This is a genomic window from Mesorhizobium sp. CA7 (assembly GCF_020165015.1).
GTDB lineage: Bacteria > Pseudomonadota > Alphaproteobacteria > Rhizobiales > Rhizobiaceae > Mesorhizobium.
The window spans coordinates 64530-79948 of the sequence record NZ_JAIUHH010000002.1 but is presented as its reverse complement, the minus strand read 5'-3'; the positions used below and the strand labels follow the sequence as shown (position 1 = coordinate 79948).

Annotated in this window: 14 protein-coding genes; 3 read left to right on the top strand and 11 right to left on the bottom strand. The window is 65.0% G+C overall.

The features are described from left to right. Nucleotides 1-14: 14 nt before the first annotated feature. The 5 genes from LB552_RS05130 to LB552_RS05110 all read right to left on the bottom strand — a co-directional run bounded on the left by LB552_RS05130 (nucleotide 15) and on the right by LB552_RS05110 (nucleotide 5743). Nucleotides 15-953, bottom strand: coding sequence for an ABC transporter substrate-binding protein (locus LB552_RS05130; RefSeq protein ID WP_095769327.1), 939 nt, complete (start codon nucleotides 951-953; stop codon nucleotides 15-17). An 83-nt stretch (nucleotides 954-1036) separates the two neighbouring features. Continuing rightward, nucleotides 1037-2035 carry an ABC transporter permease subunit gene (locus tag LB552_RS05125; protein WP_140845601.1) on the bottom strand — a complete coding sequence of 333 codons (999 nt, stop codon included), beginning with the start codon at nucleotides 2033-2035 and terminating at the stop codon, nucleotides 1037-1039. Further along, a complete protein-coding gene (locus LB552_RS05120; protein ID WP_224602403.1) occupies nucleotides 2032-3588 on the bottom strand; it encodes a sugar ABC transporter ATP-binding protein in 1557 nt (518 codons plus the stop codon). The genes LB552_RS05125 and LB552_RS05120 overlap by 4 nt, the downstream gene beginning before the upstream one ends. Beyond that, a complete protein-coding gene (locus LB552_RS05115; RefSeq protein WP_224602401.1) occupies nucleotides 3585-4964 on the bottom strand; it encodes an FGGY-family carbohydrate kinase in 1380 nt (459 codons plus the stop codon). The genes LB552_RS05120 and LB552_RS05115 overlap by 4 nt, the downstream gene beginning before the upstream one ends. After that, a complete protein-coding gene (locus LB552_RS05110) occupies nucleotides 4961-5743 on the bottom strand; it encodes a DeoR/GlpR family DNA-binding transcription regulator (RefSeq protein WP_095769331.1) in 783 nt (260 codons plus the stop codon). Before LB552_RS05110 ends, LB552_RS05115 begins: the two co-directional genes overlap by 4 nt. A 193-nt stretch (nucleotides 5744-5936) precedes the next feature. On the opposite strand from LB552_RS05110, the gene LB552_RS05105 reads away from it, so the two are divergent. Genes LB552_RS05105 through LB552_RS05095 form a run of 3 tightly spaced genes read left to right on the top strand, consistent with a single transcriptional unit; the run spans nucleotide 5937 to nucleotide 9107 of the window. Beyond that, complete coding sequence (locus LB552_RS05105; RefSeq protein WP_224602399.1) at nucleotides 5937-6977, top strand: class II aldolase/adducin family protein; 1041 nt, start codon at nucleotides 5937-5939, stop codon at nucleotides 6975-6977. A gap of 4 nt (nucleotides 6978-6981) precedes the next feature. Then, nucleotides 6982-8259, top strand: a complete 1278-nt coding sequence (locus LB552_RS05100; RefSeq protein ID WP_224602397.1) for an FGGY-family carbohydrate kinase — start codon at nucleotides 6982-6984, stop codon at nucleotides 8257-8259. Further along, nucleotides 8256-9107 carry a TIGR01459 family HAD-type hydrolase gene (locus LB552_RS05095; RefSeq protein WP_224602395.1) on the top strand — a complete coding sequence of 284 codons (852 nt, stop codon included), beginning with the start codon at nucleotides 8256-8258 and terminating at the stop codon, nucleotides 9105-9107. Before LB552_RS05100 ends, LB552_RS05095 begins: the two co-directional genes overlap by 4 nt. A 9-nt stretch (nucleotides 9108-9116) precedes the next feature. Here the strand turns inward: LB552_RS05095 and LB552_RS05090 are convergent, their stop codons facing one another. The 6 genes from LB552_RS05090 to LB552_RS05065 all read right to left on the bottom strand — a co-directional run bounded on the left by LB552_RS05090 (nucleotide 9117) and on the right by LB552_RS05065 (nucleotide 15403). Further along, nucleotides 9117-10184, bottom strand: coding sequence for an ABC transporter ATP-binding protein (locus LB552_RS05090; RefSeq protein ID WP_224602393.1), 1068 nt, complete (start codon nucleotides 10182-10184; stop codon nucleotides 9117-9119). 3 nt (nucleotides 10185-10187) lie between these two features. Beyond that, entirely contained in the window at nucleotides 10188-11036 is an 849-nt protein-coding gene (locus LB552_RS05085) for a carbohydrate ABC transporter permease (RefSeq protein WP_224602392.1), read from the bottom strand. Beyond that, a complete protein-coding gene (locus tag LB552_RS05080) occupies nucleotides 11036-11959 on the bottom strand; it encodes a carbohydrate ABC transporter permease (RefSeq protein ID WP_224602390.1) in 924 nt (307 codons plus the stop codon). Before LB552_RS05080 ends, LB552_RS05085 begins: the two co-directional genes overlap by 1 nt. 193 nt (nucleotides 11960-12152) lie before the next feature. Continuing rightward, nucleotides 12153-13430 (bottom strand): ABC transporter substrate-binding protein, encoded by a 1278-nt coding sequence (locus LB552_RS05075; protein WP_224511632.1) that lies wholly within the window; start codon nucleotides 13428-13430, stop codon nucleotides 12153-12155. Nucleotides 13431-13454: 24 nt separating this feature from the next. Further along, nucleotides 13455-14675: a PLP-dependent transferase gene (locus LB552_RS05070; protein ID WP_224602388.1), complete on the bottom strand. Its 1221-nt coding sequence runs from the start codon at nucleotides 14673-14675 to the stop codon at nucleotides 13455-13457. Beyond that, entirely contained in the window at nucleotides 14672-15403 is a 732-nt protein-coding gene (locus tag LB552_RS05065; protein WP_224602386.1) for a FadR/GntR family transcriptional regulator, read from the bottom strand. Before LB552_RS05065 ends, LB552_RS05070 begins: the two co-directional genes overlap by 4 nt. Nucleotides 15404-15419 lie beyond the last annotated feature (16 nt).

Genomic DNA, 15419 nt, shown 5'->3' with positions numbered 1-15419 from the left:
TGGGAGCAGGCTTTTTAGCGGGCCGCCGTCCAGCCCTTGTAGTCCTTCAGGTTCTCGGCGGTAATCAGCTTCGGATCGAGCAGCACGGTCGGCTCGGCCGGCTTCTTGCCGGCAAGCACATCTGCCGCCATCGTCAGCGACTGGCCGGCCATGACATAGGGATCCTGCGAGGCCGAGGCCTTGATCAGCGAGGTGCCGGACGCGAACTCCTTCTCAATGTCCGGGGCGCCGTCGACCGCGGTGATGATGAATTCCGAGCGATTGAGCTGCTTGGCGGCGAGCTGCGCGCCGATCGCCGTAGGATCGTTGATGGCGAACACCGCGTCGATCTTGTCGAAGCGGGTGAGCAGCGACTGGAACACTTTCAGGCCGCCGTCGCGCGATCCCTCGGCGTTCTGGTCGTCGGACAGGATTTTGATGTCGGCGTGCTGCGAAAGAACGTTCTTGCAGCCCTTGACGCGCTCCAGGATCGACGACGAGGCCGGGCCGTTGAGGATGACGTAGTTGCCTTTGCCGCCGGTGTGATCGACCAGATACTGGCAGGCCTCCTCTCCGGCCTTGACGTTGTTGGTCATCACGGTGACGTCGGCGCCCGGCGCCGAGACGTCGAAGGCAGCGACGACGATGCCAGCCGCCTGCGCCTTCTTGACCGCGGGCGCGATCGCCTTGGCATCGACGGCATTGAGCATGATGACATCGACGCCGGCGGCGATGAAGGAATCGATCTGCGAGACCTGCTTGTTGAGGTCGTAGTCGGCCGACACCGACGTCACCTCGACCTTCGGATTGATCTTCTTGGCCGCGTCCTCGATGCCCTTAATGGTGGCGACGAAGAACGGGTTGCCGAGCAGGCCGACCGAGATGCCGACCTTGTTGAGGTCTTTGGCCGATGCCGGCGCGATGGCGAGGGCCGCGAGGGCTGCGCCGCAGAGCAGTTTGGCGATAGTCTTCATTTACTTGCTTCCTCCGATTGCCCCGCGCCTCTCACGGTGCGTTACACACAATCCGGCCCGTCTAGGCCGGCGACCGAGGTCAATCACGTTCTTGCTCCGGCCTGCAACCGGTAACGGTCGAGGGCGACCGCCACGATGATGACCAATCCCTTGATGATGTACTGCCAGATGTCCGAGACACCGGCCAAAATGAGCCCGTTGGAGAGCACGGCGATGATCAGCCCGCCGATCAGCGTGCCCCAAATCGAGCCGACGCCGCCGACGAAGCTGGTGCCGCCGAGAATGACGGCGGCGATGGCATCGAGCTCGTAGGACTGGCCTAGCTGCAGGCCATTGGCGGCGTAGAGTCTCGCCGCCGACATGACGCCGCCGAGGCCCGCGAGCAGGCCCGACACGCCATAGACGAAGAGCAGCACCAGCGGCACCTTGATGCCGGTGAGGCGCGCCGCCTCGGCATTGCCGCCCACGGCATAGATCCAGGTGCCGAGCACGGTGCGCTTGAGCACCAGCCAGGACAGCACCACCACGGTCAGCGCGATGATGACAAGCCAGGGAATGCCGAACAGTGAGCCATTGCCGATGAAGTCGAAAGGCAGGTCGGAATTGAAGACTGTCGTATCCTCGCCGAGCAGGCGGGCGACGCCGCGCACGGCGGTCAGCGAGCCCAGCGTGACAATGAAGGGCGGCAGCTTGATGTAGGCGACAAGCAGCCCGTTGATGACGCCGAAGCCGAGACCGAGCAAAATGGCGGCCGGAATGCCGAGCATGCCCCAGTCCGGCACCAGCGACACCAGCACAGCGACCATCGCCGAGGCCGCGAGGATCGAGCCGACGGATAGGTCGATGCCGCCGGTGAGGATGACGAAGGTCATGCCCGCGGCCAGCACGATATTGATCGACGACTGCTGGCTGACGATGAGCAGGTTGGTGCCGGTAAGGAAGCGCGGGTTGATGAACTGGAAGCCGACAGCAAGCAACACCAGAACCGGCAGCATGCCGAGCGCGGCGAAGGCCGTGCGCAGCCGTCGGCTCCTGACCGCTGCCTGATCCGCCGCTTTCGCCACTGTTGAGCTGTCGGTCATCTTGTCGGTCCTTCCTTGGCCGCCCCCGTCGCAAGTTCCATGATTTCTTCCTGACGCAGCGGCCTGCCCTCCGACGCCGTCACCTCGCCGGCGATGGCGCCGTCGCGCATCACGAGCACGCGGTCGGCCACCCCGATTACTTCGGGCAGTTCGCTGGAGATCATGAGAATGGCGATGCCCCGGCCGGCAAGACTGTCGATCAACCGATAGATCTCCGACTTGGCGCCGACGTCGACGCCGCGCGTCGGCTCGTCGAGGATGACGACCCTGGGCTCGGTCTCAAGCAGGCGGGCAAGCAGCACCTTCTGCTGGTTGCCGCCCGACAGTGAGCCGGCATTGGCCTGCGCCGAGCGCGTGCGGATCGAGAGATCGGCGATGGCCTTGGCGGCACGCCGCTCGGCGGCGGTGAAATCACGAAAACCGCCGGCGCGCGCGTCTTTCGCAAGCACGCCCATATTGATGTTGTCGGCGATCGACATGTCGAGAAACAGCCCGAGCTCCTTGCGGTCCTCGGTGAGGTAAGCAATGCCGGCCTCCAGCGCCTCGCGTGGCGAAGCGATGGCAATCGGCTTGCCGTCGAGCTCCAGCTCGCCCGCGCTGCGGCGGTCGGCCCCGAAGATCAGCCTCGCGAGTTCGGTGCGGCCGGAACCAACCAGCCCCGCCAACGCCAGCACCTCCCCGTGGTAAAGATCGAACGAGCAGTCCTTCAGCAATCCGCCATCCGACATGCCGCGCACCGACAGCGCAACCGGGCGCTGGCTGTCCGGCGGCCGGTGATCCTTCTTGTAGAAGGCCGAGAGATCGCGGCCGACCATCATCGAGACCAGGCGCGATGCATTGAGATCGGCGCGTTCCAGCGTGCCGACATAGCCGCTGTCGCGCAGCACGCTGACGCGGTCGGCGAGCTGGTAGACCTCCTCCATGCGGTGGCTGATGTAGATGATGGCAATGCCTTGCGCCTTCAGCGCCCCGATCACCTCGAACAGCCGGTCGGTCTCGCGCGAGGTCAGCGAGGTGGTCGGCTCGTCCATGACGATGATGCGGGCGCTGGTCGACAGCGCGCGGGCGATCTCGACCAGCTGGCGCTCGCCCAGCGACAGGCTGGAGACCAAGGCGCGCGCCGAAAAGGAGACGCCGAGCCGCTCGATGATTTCCTTGGCGCGACGGTTGCACTGGTCGCGGTCGACGATGCCGAACCTACGCGGCTCGTTGCCGAGGAAGATGTTCTGCGCCACAGTCAGGTTCGGCGCCAGCGACAGCTCCTGGTAGATAACCGCGATGCCCTGGGCGCGAGCCTTGATCGGATCGCCGCTGGCGACCGGCGCACCTTCGATCAGGATCTCGCCGCCGGCATCCGGCCGATAGGCGCCGGACAGCACCTTCATCAGCGTCGACTTGCCGGCGCCGTTCTCGCCCATCAGCGCATGCAGTTCGCCGGCATTGACGGTGAGCGATACGTCGTGCAGGGCCCGGACGGGACCGAAAGTCTTGGAGATGTGGCGCATCTCCAGCACCGGCCTTTGCGACGCCTCGACGCGGGCGGCGGCGCTCATTGCGCACCTCCTGCCGCCGCGCCGGCGATGTGGCGTCCGGCAATAAGGCCGCGCCAGTCGTCGCGGTAGCGATCCAGGCCTTTGAAGTCCGCGGCGCGTACCGGCTCCGGCCTATCGGCGGCGAATTCGCGGCCGATGCTCTCGAAGGCGAGAGCCGCGGCGCCCGTGGCGCTGCCTTCCAGCGTGGCCCCCTGCAGGAAGGATTGGCCGGGCCGCAGCGCCGCCAGGAGGCCGGCAAGCATCCCATCCGCATTCAGTCCGCCATCGACGATGACGGTGTCTGCCGAACGGATCAGGTCGAGCGAGAGATCGATCATCAGAGCCACATAAAGCAGCGCTACGGCGGCGCGCTCCCCAGCACCGGAAACGGGCCCGAGGATCTCGCCCGTCCGGCCCGGCAGCGGTCCGCCCGAGGCAAAGCTCGGCACGGCCATCGTGCCGGCGTCGATCGCCCGCTGTATGGCGGCCGAGGCGATCGCGCCTTGCCAGTTGCCGCTGATCACGGCGAATTCGCGCCCGCCCATGAAGCGGATCGTAGGCACCGGGCCGCCATCGACATCGACATTGGCCAGCATGTCGCGCTCGCGGTCGAGCGCCTCGAACGGACAGTCAGGGTTGAGAACGATCACCCAGGTGCCCGTCGACACCACGCTGAGCGGCCCGAGGTCCTGCCGGCGATAGGCATGGAGCGCGGCATTGCTATCATGAACGCCGTTGTGAATGGCGACCGGTCTGCCCGCCCGGCCAAAGCGCCGCTCGCCAATGACGCCGCCGGCGTGCGCGAAGGCGGGCATGCGGCCCCGCCAGCCCTCGGCATCGACCAGCGAGGAGAAGTCACGCTTGCTCGGTGCCCACAGATGCGAGTGGCAGCCGAGATAGGAGACTTCCGAAACGGCGTGGCCGCCGAAGCGCCAGCTCCAATATTGCGGATAGCCGAGAATCGCCTTCGCCGCCGAGAACGCGCCGGGCTCCACTTCTTTCAGCCACAGCATGTGGCGGCCATAGTTGAAGCCGAGCGGCAGGCGCGGCGAGAAGGTCTCGGCGAAATCGGGAATGCGCCGATCGATCCTCGCGGCGATCTCGGCGGGCGGCTCCTGCTCATAGTCTAGGATCGGATGCGTCAGCGCCGTATCGTCGACCAGCGCGAAGGTGCAGCCGTGGCCCGACACCATCAGACCTTCGATGCCGTGGGCATCAGCGGCCTCGTTGACGGCGTCCAGCGCCCAGTTATGCAGCGCCGTTTCGTCAAGCACGCTGAGCCCGCTTTTGCGTATCCAGTCGGGTTTCGTGCGCCGTTCGTCGAGGATGCGCCCGTCCTGGTCGAAGACGAACAGCTTCGAATTGGTCTTGCCGAAATCGAGCACCGCCACCTTCACTGGACGGCTCCCGAAGGCGAGGCGATACGCACGGTGACACCGGCATCTTCCAGCATGCGCGCATCGGCGTCGGACAGGCCGTCATCGGTCACCAGCGTGCCGATGCGCGACAGCGGCAGCGCGACATTGCGGGCGTGGATCGACAGCTTCCGGCTGTCCGCCAGCACGACGATCTGGTCGGCGCAAAGGCTGAGATCGATAATCGAGCGCACCAGCAGCGGATGCGATTCCAGCACGCCCTCATGGCCGAGGCCCTGCGCGCCGAGAAAGAACTTCGAGGCATAAAACGGCACGGCCTGGGTGAGCGAATGGATGATGCCGGGCTCGCGGTGCAGATCGCCGCCGGCGATGGTCAGGCTGCAATGGCCATGATCGCTGAGATAGGCGGCGAGCGGCATGGAATTGGTGAAGAGGCGAATGTTGCGGTCGGCAAGCTTGACGCCGAGATGGAAGCAGGTCGAGCCGCCATGGACGATGACCGCATCGCCGTCCCGCACCATGGTGGCGGCTACAGCGGCGATTTGCCGTTTGGCATCGACCGCCAGGTCACGGTTCTCGTCATAGGGCCTCGCATAGGCGATGCCGGCATGCGAGGCGCCGTCGAGCGCCGAGATGCCGCCATAGACCTTCCTGGCTTCGCCGGCCTCGTCGATCTTGTCGATGTCGCGCCTGACCGTCGCCGCCGACACGCCAAGCCGCTCCTGCAGTTCACGCACCGAAGCGAACGGCCGGTCCCGCAATAGCTCGACGATCTGACGCTGGCGGCCGGAGTCGCTCAACTCTTCCTCCCGACAATGCCATTTTGCATGACAATTGATGCAACTTACTCAACATCAGTCGGATTGCAAGCCCGTTTTGACGATAATAGATCACTGTTGACGTAGATCGCTCGCATCTGCGATATCAGCACCAATCATTCTCCTGTAATGGGAGATCGTGCGAGACCGACCGAGCCGTTGGAGGAAGATCGCCATGGCGACCACAGTTGATGCGCAGGAGCTGGCCGCCTTGCGGACACTTTCGGCAGCCATCGGCGACGATCCGCACCTGACACAGGCAGCCGGCGGCAACACATCGCTGAAGGCAGGGGACACGCTGTGGATCAAGGCCTCCGGCACCTGGTTGAGGGACGCGCTGACGGACGACATCATGGTACCGGTCGCGATGGGTCCGCTCGTCGAGGCCCTCGAACGGCGTGATCCGAGCGCCGACAAGCCGCAGGCCTTTGCCATCGATGCCCTCAATCCGCGCGGCTTGCGCCCTTCGATCGAGACCATCGTACACGCGCTGATGCCGCAGCGAGTGGTGCTGCATGTCCACTGCGTCGAGACAATTTCACTCGCCGTTCAGGCCGATTGCGAGATCGAGGCCGGGCGGCGTCTCCAGGGCATCGCGTGGGCTTATGTCCCCTATCGCCGGCCGGGCCTGCCGCTTGCCCAGGGCATTGCCGAGCGTCTCGGGCAGGGGGTCGACGTGCTGATCCTCGGCAATCACGGACTGGTCGTCGCAGCGGAGACCGTGGCCGAGGCGGAGCGTCTGCTGCACCGGGTGAGATCGCTTTTGGCCCGCCCGGCGCGGCAGACACCGATCCCGGATATAGCGGCGCTGGCGGCACTTGCCGACGGCAGCGGTTACCGATTGCCGGCGGATATCGAGGCGCATGCGGTGGCGCTCGATGAGGACAGCCGCCGCATCGCCGAAGCCGGCAGCCTCTACCCTGACCACGTCATCTTCCTTGGCCGGGGCTCCGTGGTGGCAAGGCCTGGCGAGAAGGTCGCCGACGTCGTCGCGCGGCTGGGCACGAACCCCGTCGCGGTCCTCTTTCCAGGCGCCGGCGTGCTGATGCGCGGCGACGCCAGCTCCGGCGCGGACGCTATGCAGCGCTGCCTCGCCGACGTGACCGCGCGGATCGACACCACGGCGCGATTGAATTATCTCACCGCCGCCGAAAATGACGAGCTGGTCAACTGGGATGCCGAGCAGTATCGCCAGAGACTCAACGCGGCGGGTTAGGCGAATGGCGCCTCTTGCATTAGGCATCGACATCGGCACCTCCGGAGCGCGCGCCGTCGCGATGCGTCCGGACTTCTCCACCGCCGCGAGCGCCGCCGTGCCGCTCGAGCGCTTCGGCGCGAACGGCCGCGATCCGGCCGTTTGGTGGGCCGCCGTCGAAGCGACACTGCACGAGCTTTTTTCGCGCATCGATCGCATGGCTGTGCGCGCGATCGCCGTGGACGGTACGTCGGGAACCGTGCTGCCGACCGACGACGCCGGACGGCCGCTGGCCGAGCCGCTGATGTACAACGATAAGGTTCCGGATGCGGCCATCCTCGCCGTGATCGCCGGCACGGCGCCGGAGGCAAGTGCTGCGCATGGGGCGACCTCCGGTCTCGCCAAGGCGCTCTGGTTCCAGCGCCTGCCTGGCATCCACGCCGTGCTGCACCAGGCCGACTGGATTGCCGGGCAATTCTCGGCCCGCTTCGACATCAGCGACGAGAACAACAGCCTGAAGACCGGCTACGATGCCGAGGCGCGCCGCTGGCCGGAATGGATCGCGGCGACCGGCATGCGCGTGGAGCTTCTGCCCACCATTGTCAGGCCGGGTAGCGTGACCGGCAGGCTTACGGCCGCCGCCGCCGACCTGTTCGGATTGCCGCGCGATGTCGCGGTGGTCGCCGGCACCACGGACGGCTGCGCCTCTTTCTTGGCGACGGGCGCGGCGGCCGCGGGCGACGGTGTCACCGCTCTCGGATCGTCGCTGACCATCAAGATCCTGTCCGACCGGCCGATCTCGGCGCCGCGCTACGGCATATACAGCCACCGGCTCGGCGATGCCTGGCTCGCGGGCGGCGCGTCGAACACCGGCGGCAAGGTGCTCGCCCAGCATTTTTCGCTCGCGCGCATCGTCGAACTCAGCGCCGCAATTGATCCCGCGACGGAGACCGGCCTCGACTATTATCCGCTCGGTTCGGCCGGCGAACGTTTTCCGGTCACCGATCCAACGCTCCAGCCGCGCCTGCTGCCCCGACCGGAATCGGACGCCGACTATCTCAAGGCGATGCTGGAAGGCATCGCGGCCATCGAGGCGCTCGGCTACCAGAGGCTCGCCGAACTCGGCGCGCCGAAGCTCACCTCGGTTCGAAGCGTCGGCGGCGGCGCCGCCAATGCCGCCTGGACCGCGATCCGACGGCGCAAGCTCGGCGTCGATTTTCTGCCGGCGCTCTCCGATGAGGCTGCGGCTGGCACGGCGCGGCTGGCGCTGATGGCCGTAAAGGAGGCGGGGCTGCTGCTGTGAGCGCGAAGCACGCCGTGCATCTCGACGGGATCGCAGCGCTCGCCGAACGCTACGAAGTGTTCCTGCTCGACCAGTTCGGCGTGCTGCATGGCGGGCAACAGGCTTATCCCGGCGCGGTCGAAGCCCTGTCGGCGCTGAAGCGCGCCGGCAAGACCGTGGTGCTGATCTCGAATTCCGGCAAGCGGGCGGAGCCAAACGAAGGGCGGCTGCTGAAGCTTGGTTTCGAAGCGGGAAGCTGGGATCATTTCGTCTCATCCGGCGAGGTGGCTTGGCGCATCTTCCGAAACATGGCGGACTCGGGCGCGCTGCGGGCTGGCACGAGATGCCTGCTGATCAGCCGCGACGAGGACCGTTCGGCGATCGAGGGCCTGCCACTCGTTCTGACCGAGCGCGGCGATGACGCCGATCTGGTGCTGATTGCGGCCAGTGAAGGCGACCGCTACGACCTCGACCACTACCGAAGACCTCTCGGCCCGGCGGCGGCGCGGAAGGTGCCGTGCTTCTGCACCAACCCCGATCGGATCATGCTGACCGCGGTCGGACCGCGCTTCGGCGCCGGCGAGATCGCCGATCTTTACGAACAGCTCGGCGGCAGCGTCACCCGTATCGGCAAGCCCTATCCGGCGATCTACGAAGCTGCGCTGGCGCTTGCGGGACATCCGGCACTCAGCGATGTGATCTGTGTCGGTGACAGTGTCGAGCACGATATAGCCGGCGGCAACGCGGCCGGCGTGTCGACCGCGCTGGTGATGACGGGAATATTGGCCGACAGGAGCGACCTGACGGGGCTGTTCGCAGACCTTGGCGCGTGGCCTGACTACACTCTGGGCGCTTTCCGCTGGCGCTGATCCGCGGACCTATCCAATCCGGTTTCCGCTCTTCGGATCAAACAGATGCAGCGCAGCCGGATCGGCGCCGAGGCGGATGGTGTCGCCCGACCTCACATCGCTGCGGCCCATGACGAAGACGCAGACCTGCTGGTTGGCCAGCCTGGCATAGAACTGCGTCGACAGGCCGAGCGGCTCGACCACCTCGACCTCGGCCTTCAGCGCGCCGTCGTCCACGAGCTTGATGTGCTCTGGCCGCAGTCCGATGGTGAGGTCATCGCCGTCGCTGATCGGCAGGCCATCCGGCAGCCGCAGCTTCTGGCCATCGGCGAGCACGGCATCCGCCTTGCCACCCTTGGCGACCTTAGCCGGCAAGAAGTTCATGCCCGGCGAGCCGATGAAGCCGGCGACGAAGGTGTTGACCGGACGGTCGTAAAGCTCCAGCGGGCGGCCGACCTGCTGCACATAGCCGTCATGCATGACGACGATGCGGTCGGCCATGGTCATGGCCTCGACCTGGTCATGGGTGACATAGACCGAAGTGGTCTTGAGCTGCTGGTGCAGCGCCTTGATCTCGGCACGCATATGGACGCGCAATTTGGCGTCGAGGTTGGAGAGCGGCTCGTCGAACAGGAACACTTTGGGGTCGCGCACGATGGCGCGGCCCATGGCGACGCGCTGGCGCTGGCCACCGGAAAGCTGGCGCGGCAGTCGGCCGAGATAGGCGTCGAGGCCGAGCCGCTTGGCGGCAGCACCTACCCTGCCGTCGATCGTCGTCTTCTCGGCCTTCTTCAAAAGCAGGCTGAAGCCCATGTTGGAAGAGACATCCATATGCGGGTAGAGCGCGTAGGACTGGAACACCATGGCGATGTCCCGGTCCTTCGGCGCGACGTCGTTGACCAGCCGCTCGCCGATGTGGATCTCGCCGCCGGTAACTTCCTCCAGGCCGGCGATCATGCGCAGCAGCGTGGACTTGCCGCAGCCGGACGGGCCGACCAGCACGACGAATTCGCCATCGGCGATCTCGAGATCGACGCCGTGCAGGATGCGCAGCGCGCCGTAATCCTTCTCGACGTTTTGCAGCGTGACGGAAGCCATCTTTTATCCTTTGACCGCACCGGCGGTGAGGCCGGTGACGAGATAGCGTTGCAGGAAAGCGAAGAAGACGCAGACCGGGATCAGCGCCAGGATGGAGGCCGCCATCATCTGCCCCCAGTCGACGGCGAACTTGCCGATGAAGGTGAGCAGGCCGACGGCAAAGGTCTTCTGCTCGTCGCTGGAAATCAACATCAGCGCGAACAGCAACTCGCTCCAGGCGGCGGTAAAGACGAAGCCCAGCGTCGCGCCCATGCCGGGCAAGGTCAGCGGCACGATCACCCGGCGCATCGCCTGAGCGCGGGTGCAGCCGTCAATCATCGCCGCTTCCTCCAGGTCTTTCGGGATGCCGTCGAAGAAGGACTGCATCAGGAAGGTTGCGAAGGCGGTGTTGAAGGCGGTGTAGATGATGATCAGGCCGATCAGGCTGTTGGTCAGGCCGAGATCGCCCATGATGCGGTAGATCGGCGGAATGACCATGACCAGCGGGAAGGTCTGGGTGAGCAGCAACAGGATCGCCAAAGTCGCCTTGCCGCGGAAAGTGAAGCGCGACATGGCATAGCCGGCAAGCGTGGCGATGACGGTGACAAAGGCGGCCGTTGATACCGAGACGATGACGCTGTTGAGGAAATAGCGCGGAAAGTCGGAGGCCTCGAGCACGGTGGCGAAGTTCTGAAAAGTCGTCTGCGACGGCCAGAAGGTGATGCCTTCGGAATAGAGCAGGCGTTCGGGCGTCACCGAGATCTTCAGCGTCCAGAAGATCGGAAACAGCGCGAAGATCACGTAGGCCGTGATAGCGCCGTAGAGACCGATGCCGCCGAAAATGCGCGAGGAGGTGGAGCGACCGGCGATCATCAGACGTGCCTCACCAGGGTGCGGCGGATGGCGATCAGGCCGATGGCGTAGGCGATCAGCAGCACCAGAAGCAGCACCGCAACCGCCGAAGCGTAGCCTTTGTCCAGCGACTTGAAGGCGCTGACATAGATGTAGACCGGCACCGTGCTGGTCGAGCCGGCCGGCCCGCCCTCGGTCATGACGAAGATCAGGTCGGCGAAGGTGGCGATCCAGATGGTGCGCAGCATGACGGTGATGACGATGGTCGGCGCCAGGAAGGGCAGCGTCACCTTGGTGAAGCGCTGCCAGGGCGAAGCGCCGTCGATGGCCGCCGCTTCATGCAACTCGGAGGGGATCGACTTCAGCGCCGCCAGCAGCGTGATGGCGAAAAACGGGATGCCGAACCAGATGTTGGCGACGATCGGCCCCCACATGGCGGTGGCAGGATCGGACAACACGTTGGTCGGCTCCGCCTTCAGGCCAAGCGCGAAGAGCCAATGCGGCAGCGGCCCGATGATCGGGTTGAACAGCCAGGCCCAGGTGAGGCCTGAGAGAAAGGACGGCACCGCCCAGGGCAGGAATACCACCGCTTGGACGACCTTGCGGCCGTAGAAGGGCTTGTCGAGCAGCAGCGCGAGACCCAGGCCAAGGAAGAACTGGAAGAACAGGCTGGCAACCGTCCACCACAACGTGTTGATCAGCGCCTGGCCGAGCACCTGGTCGGAGAGCATCGCCTGGTATTGGGCGAGGCCGACATATTGCGACTTGAAGGCCGAGAATTTGCGGAAGGAATAGCTGATGCCGATGATCAGCGGCACCAAAAGCACCAGGACCAGCAGGACAAGAGCTGGCGAAAGATAGAGCCACGGCTCGATCGCGGCCTTGCTCAGCCGTTGCTTTCGCGGCCGGGCGGCGGGTCGGATTTCGGAGACGGCGTAGGTCATAAGTTTTTGGCTCTACGGTGGTGAGTGGGCGCCGGCGGGCAAAACAGCGTTCTTCTCCCCGTAAAAACGGGGAGAAGATGCCGGCAGGCAGATGAGGGGCGGAGCCAGCCTTTCAGAAGTCAGCGCTGCCCCTCATCCGGCCCTATCGGGCCACCTTCTCCCCGTAGAACGGGGAGAAGGAAATGGCCTGCGCTTACTTCTTGTTCTTGGCCATCCAGTCCTGCTGTTCCTTGGTCAGGAACTTGGCCCATTCGTCGGCGACATCCTTGGCCGGCTTCTGGCCGAGCAGCACTTCCTGAAAATTCTTTATCGCCACCTGGTCGACGAAGTTGCCGAGGTTCTCCAGATGCGTCGGCGGCGTCACCATTTCGTATTTGGAGCTGTCGCTGAGCTCGGTGAACCAGCCCTTGAACTGCTCGGTCTTGAAATGCGCATCCTGGTCGGCGCCATTGTGGATCGGCACGACGCCGACTTCCTTGGCCCATTCCAGATTGTCCTTGGGCGACAGAAGCGTCGCCATCAGCTTCCAGGCCTCGTCCTTGTGCTGGGAATTGGCGAACATCGCCCAGCCGGCATAGCCGAGCGTCGGGTAGGATTTGCCGCTCGGACCCACGGGAAGCGGCGCGACCGCAAAGTCGTCGGCGCTCATCTTGTCGGCGATGCCGAGCAGCGCGTCCGGATCCTGGTTGAGCATGGCGCAAGTGCCGGAATAGAAGCCGGTCACCGTCTCGTTGAAGCCCCAGCTCACCGAATCTTTTGGCGCCAGACCGTTCTTGTACATGTCGGCCAGCATCTGCAGGCCCTTGACCGAGCCTTCGTCATTGATGGTCGAGACGCCATCGTCGGTGAAATAGCCGCCCTTGCCGTCGGCGATGTTCATGAACATGTGCATGCCGTTGAAGGCACCAGGGCCGCCGCGCAGGCAGTAGCCGTATTTGCCGGGAATGGCGGAGATCTTCTTGGAGAAGGAGACGAACTCGTCGAGGTTTTCCGGCGGACGGTCGAGGCCGGCTTCCTTGAACAGCTTCTTGTTCCAGAACAGCGCGTTCACATAATAGCCATAGGGGATCATGAACTGGGTGTTGTTGACGGTCGAGCCGAACTGCTTGGCGCGGTCGCCGAGCGTCTTGGCGTCGGGCCATTTGGCCATGAAGGGACCGAGATCCTCGAGCTGGCCGTTGTTGGCATAGAGGCCCATCCAGCGTTCCGGCATCTCGACGACGTCGGGCGTGTCGCCGGCCTGCACCATGGTGAGAAACTTCTCGAAGGCCTGGCCCCAGGGCAGCGAGACCACTTCCACCTTGATGCCCGGATTAGCGGTCTCGAATTCGGCGATCTGCTTCTTCAGGAATTCGGTGCGCGGCGGGCTGGTGATGACCTCGACCAGCTTGATGGTGGTGTCGGCCAGCGCGCCGCTGGCGGAAATCGCCAGGCCGGCCACGGCGGCAAACATGAAGGTCAGTCTTTTCATCTTCGGGACTCCCATTTTGGACAACTATTTTTTTGATTTGTCGAAGGCTTTACTTTTGTCGAAGGCTTGGGCGATGTCGGCCCAGAGGTCCTCGACATTTTCCAATCCGACGTTGAAGCGGATGGTTCGAGGGCTGACGCCGAAGCGCGCCATCGAATTGATGCCCGGCGTCTGCTCGAGCGAGGCCTTGGCCGGCACGACCAGGCTTTCATGGCCGCCCCAGCTGACGCCGATGCGGAAATATTTCAGGGCGTCGACGAAGGCCGGGATGTCGACATCCTCGGTGACCTCGAAGGAGAACAGCCCGGCATAGCCGGCTAAAGTCTTCTTGCCGGGGTGGTTGGAATAAGCGGGGTGGTTGACCCGCTCGACCTTGCCATGCGCTTTCAGCCGCTCGGCAATGATGAGCCCGCTCTTCATGTGGTGCGGCAGGCGCAGCGGCAGCGTGCGCAGGCCGCGCAGCAACAGCCAGCCTTCGAAGGGCGACAGCTTGCCGCCGAGCTGCGAATAGGTCTGCTCGTTGATGTGCTTGATGTGGGCGGCCGAGCCGGCCACCACACCGGCGACGGTGTCGCTGTGGCCGCTCAGATATTTCGATGCCGAATGCAGCACCAGGTCGACTCCATGCGAGATCGGCTTCTGGAAGACGGGGGTCGCCCAGGAATTGTCGATGGTGGTGACGATGCCCTGCTCCTTCGCCAGTCGCGTCAGATGCTCCAGGTCCTGTAGCTCGAACATCATCGAGGTCGGGCTTTCGAGGTAGAGCAGCTTGGCGCCGGGAAGTGCCGCGGCAACCGCGTCGGGATCGGAGCCGTCGACATAATCGACCTTGATGTGCAGGCGCGGGAACAGCCGCTCGAACAGGCGGTAGGCGTCGCCATAGCAGTTGCGCACCGCAACCATGCGCTCGCCGGCGCCGACAAAGGCGAGCACCGTGGCGCTGATCGCCGCCATGCCGCTCGAGAAGCCGCGCGCGGCCTCTGCGCCTTCGAGCGCCGCCACGCGCGCCTCGAACTCCATCACCGTCGGGTTATCGCCGCGGGAATAGATCGGCTGCTTCCTTCTGCCGGCAAAGGTGTCGGCCATGTCGGCGTAATTGGCGAAGGTGAACAGCGAGGTCTGGTAGATCGGCGGCACCACGGCGCCGCCTGGAAACGGATCGTCATGCGCCAGCAAGGTCGCCGCCTCGCCGAGATAGTCGCCGGCCATCGAGGCCGGGTCGAAAGTGCTGGGCTGCTCGTTCATCTGCGGTCCGAAAGTTTGAGGTTGGCAGCGCCGCGCTTCAAATCGTCCTCGACGGTGGCGATGAGTTTTAGCGCCTCGGCGCGAGCGCCATCGGGGTCACGCGCGGCGATGCAATTGAAGATGGTCCGGTGATAAGGAAAACTGGCATGGCCGAAGTCACGCACGCCGAGTGGATGCTCCCAGAAACGGTGGAAGAGCTCATGCATGGCGCTGATGATCTGCTCGAACAGCGGATTGCCGGAGGCGCGGTAGACCGCCTGGTGGAACTCCCAGTCTTCCTCCGAGGACATGCCTGCGCGGGTGCGGAAGGCATCTTCCATGATGTCGAGCTTGCGCTCGATCTCGGCGATCTCGGCCTTGCCGCCGCGGATGGCGCAAAGGGCCGCCGCCTCGGCCTCAAGGGCCCGGCGGATCTCCAGCGTGCGCATTAGGCCGGCAAAATCATTGCCGCCGGACAGCGTCAGCGGCATGTGCAGCATATCAGGGGAGACGGCGGCCTTGAGATAGGTGCCCGAGCCCTGCCGCCGCTCGACAAGGCCGAGGCCTTCCCAGCGCGTCAGCGCCTCACGCACCGTATTGCGGCTGACCTTGAGGCGTTCGGCGAGGATGCGCTCCGTCGGCAGCTTCTCGCCGGGACCCAGAGCCTCCTGCCGCACGAACCCCGCCAAGGCCTTCAGCACCGCGTCGTCGCGCGCCGTGGTCTGGATGGGGGGCAGGAAATCGGTCACGCCGGCTGAGCCTAAA